This window comes from Gordonia aquimaris (assembly GCF_026262595.1).
Lineage (GTDB): Bacteria > Actinomycetota > Actinomycetes > Mycobacteriales > Mycobacteriaceae > Gordonia > Gordonia tangerina.
In genome coordinates, this window is sequence record NZ_JAPKFM010000022.1 from 44,487 (window position 1) to 56,235 (window position 11,749).

At 66.8% G+C, this 11,749-nt stretch carries 12 protein-coding genes; 2 read left to right on the plus strand and 10 right to left on the minus strand.

All coding sequences use genetic code 11. The annotated features are described in order from the left end of the window. Positions 1–15: 15 nt before the first annotated feature. From OSB52_RS18350 to puuE, 6 genes are all read right to left on the minus strand, one after another. Positions 16–1,851, minus strand: coding sequence for a penicillin-binding transpeptidase domain-containing protein (locus OSB52_RS18350; RefSeq protein WP_235722257.1), 1,836 nt, complete (start codon positions 1,849–1,851; stop codon positions 16–18). A 76-nt stretch (positions 1,852–1,927) separates the two neighbouring features. Continuing rightward, the gene (locus OSB52_RS18355; RefSeq protein ID WP_235722258.1) at positions 1,928–2,764 is read right to left on the minus strand and encodes a GNAT family N-acetyltransferase; all 837 of its coding nucleotides are present in this window, start codon (positions 2,762–2,764) and stop codon (positions 1,928–1,930) included. 69 nt (positions 2,765–2,833) lie between these two features. Further along, entirely contained in the window at positions 2,834–4,018 is a 1,185-nt protein-coding gene (gene ispG, locus OSB52_RS18360; RefSeq protein ID WP_235722259.1) for a flavodoxin-dependent (E)-4-hydroxy-3-methylbut-2-enyl-diphosphate synthase, read from the minus strand. Positions 4,019–4,081: 63 nt separating this feature from the next. Beyond that, positions 4,082–5,311 (minus strand): M50 family metallopeptidase, encoded by a 1,230-nt coding sequence (locus OSB52_RS18365; RefSeq protein ID WP_235722260.1) that lies wholly within the window; start codon positions 5,309–5,311, stop codon positions 4,082–4,084. Beyond that, entirely contained in the window at positions 5,308–6,483 is a 1,176-nt protein-coding gene (gene dxr / locus OSB52_RS18370) for a 1-deoxy-D-xylulose-5-phosphate reductoisomerase (protein WP_235722261.1), read from the minus strand. The genes OSB52_RS18365 and dxr overlap by 4 nt, the downstream gene beginning before the upstream one ends. A gap of 64 nt (positions 6,484–6,547) precedes the next feature. Continuing rightward, complete coding sequence (gene puuE, locus OSB52_RS18375; protein ID WP_235722262.1) at positions 6,548–7,504, minus strand: allantoinase PuuE; 957 nt, start codon at positions 7,502–7,504, stop codon at positions 6,548–6,550. Between the two features lie 150 nt (positions 7,505–7,654). Between puuE and OSB52_RS18380 the strand changes: the two genes are divergently transcribed. Then, the gene (locus OSB52_RS18380; RefSeq protein ID WP_235722263.1) at positions 7,655–7,918 is read left to right on the plus strand and encodes a DUF2631 domain-containing protein; all 264 of its coding nucleotides are present in this window, start codon (positions 7,655–7,657) and stop codon (positions 7,916–7,918) included. Between the two features lie 6 nt (positions 7,919–7,924). Here the strand turns inward: OSB52_RS18380 and rlmN are convergent, their stop codons facing one another. Continuing rightward, positions 7,925–9,031 (minus strand): dual-specificity RNA methyltransferase RlmN, encoded by a 1,107-nt coding sequence (gene rlmN / locus OSB52_RS18385; RefSeq protein ID WP_235722264.1) that lies wholly within the window; start codon positions 9,029–9,031, stop codon positions 7,925–7,927. 30 nt (positions 9,032–9,061) lie between these two features. Here rlmN and OSB52_RS18390 point away from each other — a divergent pair, with 30 nt between their 5' ends. Next, positions 9,062–9,448 carry a LapA family protein gene (locus OSB52_RS18390; protein WP_235722265.1) on the plus strand — a complete coding sequence of 129 codons (387 nt, stop codon included), beginning with the start codon at positions 9,062–9,064 and terminating at the stop codon, positions 9,446–9,448. Between the two features lie 12 nt (positions 9,449–9,460). Here OSB52_RS18390 and OSB52_RS18395 read toward each other — a convergent pair whose 3' ends face one another. Genes OSB52_RS18395 through pyrH form a run of 3 tightly spaced genes read right to left on the minus strand, consistent with a single transcriptional unit; the run spans position 9,461 to position 11,721 of the window. Then, on the minus strand, positions 9,461–10,333 hold the full coding sequence (locus OSB52_RS18395) for a phosphatidate cytidylyltransferase (protein WP_266063046.1): 873 nt from the start codon (positions 10,331–10,333) through the stop codon (positions 9,461–9,463). Between the two features lie 35 nt (positions 10,334–10,368). After that, the gene (gene frr / locus OSB52_RS18400) at positions 10,369–10,926 is read right to left on the minus strand and encodes a ribosome recycling factor (protein ID WP_235722267.1); all 558 of its coding nucleotides are present in this window, start codon (positions 10,924–10,926) and stop codon (positions 10,369–10,371) included. A 54-nt stretch (positions 10,927–10,980) separates the two neighbouring features. Further along, the gene (gene pyrH / locus OSB52_RS18405; RefSeq protein WP_235722268.1) at positions 10,981–11,721 is read right to left on the minus strand and encodes a UMP kinase; all 741 of its coding nucleotides are present in this window, start codon (positions 11,719–11,721) and stop codon (positions 10,981–10,983) included. Between the last annotated feature and the right edge of the window lie 28 nt (positions 11,722–11,749).

Below are 11,749 nucleotides of genomic sequence, written 5' to 3' on the forward strand. Positions count from 1 at the left end.
GGCCCGGTTGGCCGGTCAGGACCGCGCGCCGACCGCGTATCCCGGTGGCAGTCCGGCGAAGAAGTCGCGCGTCACGCCCACGGCGTTGTTGGAGTCGCCACCGCGCACCACGAGGGTGGCGAACGCCAGATCTCCGCGGTAGCCGGCGAACCAGGCATGCGAACCGCCGGCGAACTCGGCCTCACCGGTCTTGCCGAGCACTTCGCCCTCGCCGTCGATGACCGTCGCCGTGCCCTGGGTGACCACAGCGCGCATCATCGGGCGTAGTTCTTCGACCACTTTCGGGTCGAGCGTCGGTTGCGGACCTTCCACCGTGGTCTGTTTGCCCAGGATCAGCTGTGGGACCGGCGCGGTGCCGTTGTTGGCCACGGTCGCTGCGACCGTGGCCAACCCGAACGGACTGACCAGCACCTTGCCCTGACCGAAGCCATCCTCGGTACGCGCGACCAGTTCCGGAGCGATCGGCACCGACCCGGACACCACGTCGAGACCGGCGATGTCGTAGTTCTGGCCGATTCCCATCGCCGCCGCGGTGTGCGCGAGATCTGATGGGCCCATCTTGCTGGCCAGGAAGGCGAAAGTGGTGTTGCAGGAACTGGCGAAGGCTTTCAGCATCGAGACGGTGCCCAGCGAGAAGCCGTTGTAGTTCGGGATTCGGCGCGGACCGATCTCGATCTCACCCGGACACGGCACCATCGAACCGGGATGTGCGAGATCGCGGCTGATGGCCGAGGCCGCGGTGACCATCTTGAAGGTCGATCCGGGCGGGTACAGACCGGTGGTGGCGATCGGCCCGTCCCGGTCGGCCGCCTTGTTCTGCGCGACGGCCAGAACCCGGCCGGTGGACGGCTGGAGAACCACCATGGCGACCTGGAAGCGGTTGGTGGCGTCCACCGCCCGCTGCGCGGCATTCTGCACGCGCCGCGACAGGCTGAGCGAGATCGCCGGCGCGGGTTCCGGGGCGTGATCGGCGAGGACGTCGGCGTCGAGGCCGTTCGGGTTGACGGTGACGACCCGCCATCCGACCCGACCTTCGACCTCACTGTCGACGACCTTCTTCACCTCGGTGAGCAGTGCCGGGGCGAAATCCGGGTTCTTCGCGACCAGTTCGGCCTGTTCGTTGTGAACGACGCCGGGGATGGCGAGTTGATCGCGCAGGCGATCGAAATCGCGTTCCGACAGCCGGGTGATCGGGTACGGCTCGCCACTGGCCGTGGACTCCTCGGCGATCTTCTGCGCCGACAGCGACGGCGCATAGGGCCGCAGTGCCGACACCAGGCGGGTCACCGAATCGGCGACCGACCCGTGCGCCGCCGCCTCGGCGGCGTCGAAGTTGATCCCGATGACCGTGCCGTTGACCATCACCTCCGACCCATCGGACTCGTTGACGGTCGCCCGCGGGGCCTGCAACAGTCGCAACGAAAGCCGTTGGTTGGCACCGAGGTCCGGGTGGATGTCGGTGGAGGTCCAGCGCACCGACCACCCAGCATCGCTGCGGGCGAGTTTGACCCGGGCGGGATAACTCCACTCGCGGTCGCTCGGCAGATCCCAGTGGTAGGTGACGTCGATGTCGGCGATGTCGCCGGTCACTCGCGCTTTGCCGGTGCTCGCGGTGAGTTTCTCCGCGGCCAGACCGTCCCACGCGGCGTCGAGGTCGTCGCGTGCGGCCTGCGGGTTGTCGGTGAGGGCGGCGGCTGCGGCGATGTCGCGGGCGCCGTATGCAGCGAGGAAACGCTCGACCGCCTGGCGCGGACCGTCGTCGGCGGTGGCGCAACCGGCCACCCCGAGCGTCAGCGCAGCACTCAGCGACACACACGCCACACTGACTACTCGTCGTCTCATCCGCAACATCGGTGTCGATCATATGGGCGGACGAGTCGAAATCCGGTGCGCCACGCGGTGGATTCGCCGACTGTCGTCGGCGGATTCAGTCGACGAGGATGGTCGCGAAGGTGCCGACTTCGCGGAAACCGATCTGCCGGTACACCTCTCGCGCGGGAAGGTTGAAGCTGTTGACGTACAGGCTCGGGGTACGACCGAAGGCCATCACCGCGGCGGCGACGGCGGCGGTACCGGCCGCGCCGAGCCCCTCGCCGCGCCGGTGCGGCGCCACCCAGACGCCCTGGATCTGGCCGACCCGACGGGACAGCGAACCGATCTCGGCCTTGAACACGACCTCACCGCGATCGAATCGGGCGAACACCCGTTGCGCGGTGATCAGCGAGGCCAGGCGGCGGCGATAGGACCGGCCTCCGTCGCCGGCACACGGGTCCACCCCCACCTCGCCGATGAACATGTCGATCGCAGCCGGTAGATAGGCGTCGAGATCGTCGAGGGTGACCAGGCGAACCAGCGGATCGGGCGCCACGGCGGGCGCGTCCGTCAACGCCATCAGCGGTTGCGAGTCGCGCACCTCCCGCGCCGGACCCCAGCATGCGCCGATCCGATCCCAGAAGGCCAGCACCATCTCGGCCCGTCCGACGATCGACGAACACACGCGCGGCGCGGCGGCCGCGCGGTCGGCGAACGCCTCCATCGAGTCGGTGGACCCGACCAGAGGGATGAGGTTGGCCCCGGAAAAGCACAATGAGCTGGTCGGATCGTCGACGGTCCACAATTCTCCGCCCAACAGGCGCGGGTTGATGCCGTGCGACTCGAACCGGGCCGCGACCATGCACATCGCCACCGGATCCGACGACAGCACATGCTCCACCACCGGCGCATCGCGTGCGCCCAGCGGGCGATCACCCAGTAGCTTCAGCACCACCGCTCCCTCTGCCGTTCTCGGGCGGGATGCAGACCGCGACGCGGCCGACGGTCATCGACGTCGTGATCAGCTGACCGTGACGACCGGTGAACCCGCTTCCCTGTCACCAGTGTCGCCTGATTCACCCGCGATCCGCAGCGCTTCTTCGATCAACGTCTCCACGATCTGCGCCTCCGGCACGGTCTTGATGACCTCACCCTTCACGAAGATCTGTCCCTTGCCGTTGCCCGACGCGACACCGAGATCGGCCTCACGGGCCTCGCCCGGCCCGTTCACGACGCAACCCATGACGGCCACCCGCAGCGGCACCTCCATACCCTCGAGGCCGGCGGTCACCTCATCGGCGAGTTTGTACACGTCGACCTGGGCGCGCCCGCACGACGGACACGACACGATCTCGAGCTTGCGCGGACGAAGGTTGAGCGACTGCAGGATCGCGTCGCCCACCTTGATCTCCTCGGCGGGCGGCGCCGACAACGAGACCCGGATGGTGTCGCCGATCCCCTCGGCCAGCAGCGCCCCGAAGGCGACCGACGACTTGATGGTGCCCTGGAATGCGGGTCCTGCCTCGGTTACTCCGAGATGCAGCGGGTAGTCGCACTGCGCGGCGAGCTGTCGGTAGGCCTCCACCATGATCACCGGGTCGTTGTGCTTGACCGAGATCTTGATGTCGCCGAAACCGTGCTCCTCGAAGAGCCCGGCTTCCCAGAGCGCGGACTCGACGAGTGCCTCGGGAGTCGCCTTGCCGTACTTCTGCATGATGCGTTTGTCCAGCGAGCCGGCGTTGACCCCGATGCGGATGGGGATGCCGGCGGCGCCGGCGGCCTGCGCGACCTCTTTGACGCGGCCGTCGAATTCCTTGATGTTGCCGGGATTGACGCGCACGGCCGCGCAACCGGCGTCGATCGCCGCGAAGATGTACTTCGGCTGGAAGTGGATATCGGCGATCACCGGGATCTTCGATTTCTTGGCGATGATCGGCAGCGCTTCGGCGTCCTCGGGGCGTGGGCACGCGACGCGCACGATGTCACAGCCGGAGGCGGTGAGTTCGGCGATCTGTTGCAGGGTCGCGTTGATGTCGTGGGTCTTGGTGGTGGTCATCGACTGCACCGAGATCGGGTGGTCGCTGCCGACGCCGACCGAACCGACCTGGATCTGGCGCGTCGTGCGGCGCGGGGCCAGCACCGGCGGCGGTGGGGCGGGCATGCCGAGCCCGACTTGAATCGGGTCGGACGATGTGGGGGCGTTCATCTCGTTCACCTCGTCTGTAAGGAGATCTTGATGGGGCTGTGGTCGTGGGTCATACGGGTGTGGTCAGAAGATCTTGATGGGGTTGATGATGTCGGCGGTCAGTGTCAACACCATGAATCCACCCATGACGACGACGACCGCGTAGGTGATCGGCATCAATTTCAGGTAGTCGACCGGTCCGGCGGCCGCCCGCCCGAACCAGCGGCGCACGGTGTTTCGCCCCTTCTCGTAGCCGACTATGGCCATGTGCCCGCCGTCGAGCGGCAGCAGCGGCACCAGGTTGAACAGGCCGAGGAAGAAGTTGATGCTGATCAGCAGCATCAGGAACATGCTCCAGGCACCACGTTCGGCAGCCTGCCCGCCCATCACCGATGCACCGTAGACGCTCACCGGGGTGTCGGCCGCGCGCTCACCGCCGGTCACCGCGGTCCACAGTGCGCTGACCTTCGACGGCAGTGACAACAGGGCGTCCCAGGTGGCCACGAACAGGTCGCCGGTGAACACGAACGCACCGGGGATGACAGCGAGACCGTCGTAGTGGGTGAGCGCGGGCGGCGGCGAGAAGGTGATGCCGACCTTGCGGGTCTGCTCGGTGGTCGTGGTGCCGTCGGACTGGTTGATCACCACGGTCGACGGTTGCGGATCGAGGGTCATGTCGACCGATTGGCCGGCCCGGTCGACCGTGAGCGCGACCGGTCCCGTCGCCTCGGTGATCAGCGTCGACACCTCGGAGTAGTCGGAGACGGATTGGCCGTTGACGGCCACGATGGTGTCGCCGGCCTGCATACCCGCAGCCCCCGCCGGCCCCGTCCCCGAACAGGGCGTCGACACTGGCTCGGCGTCGGCGGAGTAGGTGGTCTGGTCTGGTACGCAGGTGACCTGCGAGACGGTGGCCGGTACGGGATCCTGGCTGATGTTCGGCAGCCCCCAGATGGCTCCGACGACCACCACCAGCGCGAAGCCGAGGATGAAGTTCTGCGCGGGCCCCGCGAACAGCACGACGAGCCGCTTCCACGGCTTCTGCAGGTACATGGCGCGCGGCCGGTCTTCGTCGGCGATCTCGTCATACGGGGTCATACCGGCGATGTCGCAGAAACCGCCCAGCGGCAGTGCCTTGATCCCGTATTCCGTCTCGCCCTTGCGCGTGGACCACACCGTGGGGCCGAAGCCGACGAAGTAGCGGCGCACCTTCATGCCGGTCGCCTGTGCCGCCCACATGTGACCGCACTCATGCCAGGCCACCGACAACAGCAGCGCCGCGGCGAACAGCACCACGCCGAGGGCGAAACTCACTGATTCACTCCATCCGAATATGCCGTGACCAGACGCGATGCCTGTGCGCGTGCCCACTGGTCTGCGGCCAAGACGTCCTCCACAGTACCTGGCTGAGCACGCCACTGATCGGCCTCGCCGAGCACCTCACCGATGATCTCGACGATGCGCGGAAACCGGATGGCGCCGGCGAAGAAACCCGCGGCGGCCGCTTCGTTCGCGGCGTTGTACACCGCGGTCAGCGAACCGCCGCCGCGTCCGGCCTCGCGGGCCAGATCGATGGCCCTGAACACTGTGGTGTCGACGGGTTCGAAGGTCCAGGCGGATGCGGTGGAGAAATCGCACGCCGTCGACGAGCCGGGCACCCTGTCCGGCCAACCCAGCGCCAGCGCTATCGGCAGTTTCATCGACGGCGGGGACGCCTTGGCGATGGTCGCTCCGTCGACGAAGGTCACCATCGAATGCACGATCGACTGTCGGTGCACGGTGACGTCGATGCGGTCGTAGTCGACGCCGAACAGCAGGTGCGCCTCGATGACCTCGAGTGCCTTGTTGACCAGGGTCGCAGAATTGAGGGTGATCATCGGACCCATCGACCAGGTGGGATGGTGACCGGCCTGCTCCGGGGTCACGTCGAGGAGGGCTTCCCGGGTCCAGCCAAAAAAAGGACCACCCGAAGCGGTGAGCACGAGGCGGTCGACCTCCGCGGCGGTGCCGCCACGCAGGCACTGGGCGATGGCCGAGTGCTCGGAGTCGACGGGGAGGATCTGCCCGGGTGCCGCCGCATCGAGGACCAGCGATCCGCCGGCGACCAGCGACTCCTTGTTGGCCAACGCGAGGCGGGCCCCGGTCCGCAGCGCAACCAGGCTGGGTCGAAGCCCGATCGAGCCCACCACGGCGTTGAGCACCACGTCGGAGTCCACCGAGGCGATGAGGTCGCACATCGCGTCGGCGCCGCCCAACACCGTCGAGCCGAGGTCGTCGGACAGGGTCCGCGCGGCAGCCGGGTCCGCGACGGCCAACCGATCCGCAGAGACCCCGAATGCGCGGGCCTGCTCACGCAGGAGATCGAGGTTGCCGCCCCCGGCGCCGAGTCCCACGACCTGGAACCGCTCGGGATGCTCGGCGATCACCTCGAGGGCTTGGACGCCGATAGAGCCGGTCGAGCCGAGGATGAGTACGCGCGTCGTCACCGGGCCATTGTCCCGCTTCGATCGACTGTGCCCCAAATCCCGCGGAGTGGGTCCGCCGCCGCGGTCAGCTCGGTGGATGCACCGACCGCCAGTGCTCGGCGATGTCGATGCGCCGGGGGATCCAGACGCCTTCGTGTGACTGGATGTGATCGAGGAAACGTTCGAGCGCGGCGAGGCGAGCCGGACGGCCGACGAGACGACAGTGCAACCCGACCGACAGCATCTTGGGTGCGCCCTCGACGCCTTCGCGGTAAAGGACGTCGAAGGCATCTCGCAGGTGGGTGAAGAACTGCTCGCCCGACGGGAAACCGCCCGGTGAGGCGAATCGCATGTCGTTGGTGTCCAAGGTGTAGGGCACCACCAGGTGGTCGACGAGCCGCTCGCCGCGACGCACCTTCACCCAGTAGGGCAGATCGTCGGCATAGCTGTCGGAGTCGTAGACGAATCCGCCTTGCTCGACGACGAGCTGGCGGGTGTTGGGCGAATCGCGGCCGGTGTACCAGCCCAGCGGTCGTTGTCCGGTGATCTCGGTCAACAGCTCGATACCCGCCTGCATGTGCTCGCGTTCGATGTGGGTGTCGACGAGCTGATAACTGAGCCATCGGTACCCGTGACAGGCGATCTCGTCGCCGCGTTCGACGAATGCGGCGGCGGCATCGGGGTTACGGGCCATCGCCTGGGCGACCGCGAAGATCGTCAGCGGCAACTGACGCCGTCCGAAGGTGCGCAGGATGCGCCACACGCCGGCCCGCGATCCGTACTCGTAGAGCGACTCCATGCTCATGTGCCGGTTCGGGAATGCCTGCGCACCGATCATCTCCGAGAGGAATGTCTCGCTGGCCCGATCGTTCTCGAGGACGTTGTTCTCCGAGCCCTCCTCGTAGTTGAGGACGAACTGCACCGCGATCTTCGCCCCGCCCGGCCACTGCGGATCCGGCGGCGCGGCACCGTAACCGATCATGTCGCGGGGGTAGTTCTCGCCGCGGTAGTCGGCCAGCTTTCGGTGCGGGGTGTCGGACATGGCGGCATTGTTTCACCCCGACGGGGTCTGCGCGTGGTGGCGCCGCGCCGCCATCGGCGCCCTACCGTTATGCTTGTCGCGTACTACTACCGGTCGTCAGACTTCTGACCGCCGGCACGCAGCGACCGGCACGCACAGTGAGGAGCCACCGTGGCAAGCACCGAGGTTGAGCAGATCGACACCGGCTGGGTTCGCGAGCCCGCGGATGCGCCGTCGGCCCGCTTCGGGTGGCACGGACAAGCCCGCAAGACGTTCATGATCGCCGGATGGTTCTGCGTGTTCGCCCTGCTGGCGATGTTCATCGGTAACCACACCGGCCACGTCGAGGACATCTACCTCGCCGCATTCGCCGCCGTTCTCGCGTTCTTCCTACTCAAGCCGATCTGGACCAGCCGCGGTCGTTGGAAGAACTGACGCCGGTCAGCGTTCTCCGGCGGCCAACTGGCCGCAGGCTGCGGCGATCTCCTGGCCGCGGGTGTCCCGGACGGTGCACGACACACCCTGTTCCCGTACCCGCCTGACGAATTCGCGCTCCACCGGCTTCGGGCTCGCATCCCATTCGGACCCCGGTGTGGGATTCAACGGGATCAGATTCACGTGGACCAGCGATCCCAGTGCCCGACGCAACTTCTCCCCCAGCATGTCCGCTCGCCACGGCTGATCGTTGACGTCGCGGATCAGGGCGTACTCGATCGAGACACGACGGCCGGTGGTGTCGGCGTAGTAGCGGGCCGCGTCCAGCACCTCGGCCACCGACCATCGGTTGTTGACCGGCACCAGCGTGTCGCGCAGTTCGTCGTCGGGTGTGTGCAGCGACACCGCGAGCGTCACCGCCAACCCCTCGTCGGCCAGGCGTCGGATCGACGGGGCCAGTCCGACCGTGGAGACGGTGACCGATCGCGCGGAGATCCCGAGTCCGTCGGGCACCGGCGAGGTGATCTGCCGCACCGCACTGACCACGCGCTTGTAGTTTGCCAGCGGCTCCCCCATACCCATGAAGACGACGTTCGACAGCCGGCCCGGTTCCCCGAACTCCCCGTCGCGCAATGCGCGCGCTGCCGCACGCACCTGGTCGACGATCTCGGCGGTCGACAGATTGCGGTCCAGACCGCCCTGTCCGGTCGCGCAGAACGGGCATGCCATGCCGCAACCGGCCTGACTCGAGATGCATAGTGTGTTGCGATCGGAGTAGCGCATCAGCACGCTCTCGAGCAGAGTGCCGTCGTGCAGTCGCCATAACGTCTTGCGGGTGTCGCCGTCGTCGCAGGCGATGTGGCGCACCGGCGACAGCAGCGGCGGGAAGAGATTCTGCCCGACGGCATCGCGGGCCGCCGACGGCAGATCGGTCATTTCGGCCACATCACCATTGAGTCGGCCGAAGTACTGCCGGGCCAACTGATTTGCGCGGAACTTCGGTAGACCGAGTGCGGAGAGCGCGGTCACCCGGCCTGCGGTGTCCAGGTCGGCGAAGTGGGTGGGCGGACGCCCGCGCTTGGGCGCGTCGAACACGAGCGGCAATGACGTCATACCGTTATTGTCGCATGTCATGATGGCTGTATGACGACACCGGATCCGCAGCCGCACCGGCCCGTCGGCGCGGGCGAGCCGATCGAGCATCCCACCACGCCGGAGCCCGACGGCGAGCATCAGGCGCTGTTGGCCGAGCGCGATGAGCTGCGCACCAAGATCAAGAAGGTGGAGCACACCCGGACTCGGGCGACGTTCTACGGTCTGGTGATCGGCGCTGTGATCACCATCCTGCTGCTCATCTTCATCCTGCAGAACCTGGAGAGCCAGACGATCATGCTGATCTTCTGGGAGGTCAACCTGCCGCTCGGGGTGAGTCTGCTGATCGCCGCCATCGCCGGTGCGTTGATCGTGGCGTTCGCGGGCGGGCTCCGCATGCTGCAGCTCAGCCGGGCGTTGAAAAAGGCCAAACGCTGACGACGGGGCTGCTCACAGCAACGCCGTCAACACCGCCCAGACGATGAAGGCCGACGGCAGCAGCGAATCGAGACGATCCATGATGCCGCCGTGGCCGGGCAACAGCGTACCCATGTCCTTGATTCCCAGGTCGCGCTTGACCTGGGATTCGACCAGATCACCCAGGGTGGCGCAGACCACCAATACCGGCCCCAGGATCATGCCGACCCACCAGTGGGCGTCGAGCAGGAACACCCCGCAACACACCGCTCCGCCCGTGCCCACCAGGAACGACCCGACCAGGCCTTCCCAGCTCTTCTTCGGGCTGATCGCCGGCGCCATCGGATGTTTGCCGAACAGCACACCGAAGCCGTAGCCACCGACGTCGGAGCAGACCACCACCACCATCAGGGTCGCCACCCGCGCGGCGCCATGGTCCTGGACCACCAACTGCGCACCGAAGGATGCCAGCAGCGGCAGCCAGGCGAGGATGAACACGCTGGCGGCGAGGTTGCGCAGATAATTCTCCGGCGCGTGGTGAATTCCTTGCGCCAGCAGCATCCAGACCATCAGCACCAGCACGGTCGCGACGAAGGCGGTCAGGACACCGGTGGGACCCCAGGGCCACCCGGACCAGATGATGACCTGCCCGCCGATGACCAGTGGCCAGAACGCAATCTGATAGCCACCGTCGCGCAGTCGCTTGAAGACCTCCCATGTGGCGATCGCGAATGCGACCGCCACCACCCCGTACCAGATCTTCGGCGCGAAGATCAGGATCAGGATGATCGAGATACCGAGCGAGAATCCGACCGCGAGCGCAGCCGGGAGATTGCGTCCGGCGCGCGACTTCGTGGTCTTCGGCGCGTCCGGGGTCTCCGGGCTCTCGGTCGATTCGGTGGCCATCGGCTGCGGTGACGATGCGTGGGGGCGGTCGGTGCTCACACCTCGAGCAATTCGTTCTCTTTGTGCTTCACGAGTTCGTCGACCTGGGTGACGTAACCGGCGGTCGTCTTGTCGAGTTCCTTCTCCGCGCGGTTCACCTCGTCCTCGCCGGCCTCGCCATCCTTCTGGATGCGTTTGAGCTCGTCGACGGCCTTGCGCCGCACGTTGCGGATCGCGACCTTGGCGTCTTCGCCCTTGCTCTTGGCCTGCTTCACCAGCTCCTTGCGACGATCCTCGGTGAGCTGCGGGATCGCCACCCGGATGACGTTGCCGTCATTGGTCGGGTTCACACCGAGATCGGAGTTGCGGATGGCGGTTTCGATGTCCCGCAGGGTCGAGGCCTCATAGGGCTTGATCACCACCAGGCGCGCCTCGGGGGTGTTGATGCCTGCCACCTGGGTGATCGGCGTGAGAGCGCCGTAGTACTCGATGTGGACCTTGTTGAACATCGCCGGGTTGGCGCGACCGGTACGGATGGAGCCCATGTCGTCTTTGGCGACACTGACCGCCTTCTCCATTTTCTCTTCGGCGTCCAGGAGCGCATCGTCGATCATCGTCGTCCTATATCTACTCGGTGCGGTGTGCGTGTGGGATGAGTGTCGGGTCGATCAGGTGGCGACCAGGGTGCCGATCCGTTCGCCCGCGACGGCCCGGGCGATGTTGCCCTGCTCGAGCAAATTGAACACCAGGATCGGCATTTTGTTGTCCATACAGAGACTGAACGCGGTCGCGTCGGCGACCTTGAGCTCTTTGTCCAGCACCTCGCGGTGGGTGATCTCGGTGAACAGTTTCGCGTCGGGCACCGTGCGCGGGTCGGCGTCGAAGACCCCGTCGACGCCCTTGGCCATCAGCACCACCTCGGCCTTGATCTCCAGGGCACGCTGCGCGGCGGTGGTGTCGGTGGAGAAGTACGGCATCCCCATGCCGGCACCGAAGATCACCACCCGCCCCTTCTCGAGGTGTCGCTGCGCCCGAAGCGGCAGATACGGTTCGGCCACCTGCCCCATCGTGATCGCGGTCTGCACACGCGTGGAGACGCCCCGCTTCTCCAGGAAGTCCTGCAGCGCGAGACAGTTCATCACTGTGCCGAGCATGCCCATGTAGTCCGAGCGGGCGCGGTCGAGGCCGCGTTGCTGCAGTTCGGCACCGCGGAAGAAGTTTCCGCCGCCGATCACGACCGCGACCTGCACACCCGATCCGACGACTTCGGCGATCTGGTCGGCGACAGTACCGACGACATCGGGGTCGAGTCCGACTCCGCCACCTCCGAACATCTCACCGCCGAGCTTGAGGAGCACCCGGGTGAAGCCGTGACGCTCGGACTCGTGCGGGGCCGGGGTTTCGCTCATCCAACTTCCTCCACTGGTCGATTCGGTG